The sequence below is a fragment of the Paenibacillus sp. GbtcB18 genome (assembly GCF_019091125.1).
Taxonomy (GTDB): Bacteria; Bacillota; Bacilli; order Paenibacillales; family NBRC-103111; genus Paenibacillus_F; species Paenibacillus_F chitinolyticus.
In genome coordinates this window covers 1-514 of the sequence record NZ_JAGXJX010000118.1, presented here as the reverse complement: position 1 = coordinate 514, position 514 = coordinate 1, and the positions used below count along the sequence as shown (strand labels likewise).

Below are 514 nucleotides of genomic sequence, written 5' to 3'. Positions count from 1 at the left end.
ATATGATTTGTAATTGGAGCAGAACTACAGCACGTCGAGAATGTGTAAAACATGTGCCGATACACTATAAGGATTTAAGAGCATTAGTGCTGGATAAATTGAAAGAAAAAGAAAGTGTTTTAGAAAAAGAGTTTTATTCGGATGAAAATCGACTACATGTTAAATTGAAAAAACTTAACAAAGATATTAAAGATTTGAAAGTTAAGAAAGAGCGTTTATTAGACTTATATTTAGAAGGCGAAAGAATTGATAAAGATACTTTTACTGTTCGTAACAAAAAACTGGAAAAAGAAATAGAATTAAAAGAACTGGAGATACAGAAAGCAAACAATATCGAAACTCAAATGAAAGAGAAACAAGAAGTAAGGGACGCATTCGCCTTGTTAGAAGAGTCGAAAGACTTAAATAGTGTATTTAAAAAATTAATCAAAAGAATAGAAGTGGCGCAAGATGGGGCTATAGATATCCATTATAGATTCGCAGAATAAATTTATACGCCTTATTGACATACCGC

At 30.9% G+C, this 514-nt stretch carries 1 pseudogene; it reads left to right on the top strand.

Annotated elements, in window-relative coordinates:
* A pseudogene (locus KVT34_RS29790) lies at nucleotides 1–488 on the top strand (recombinase family protein); the annotation flags it as partial.
* Nucleotides 489–514 lie beyond the last annotated feature (26 nt).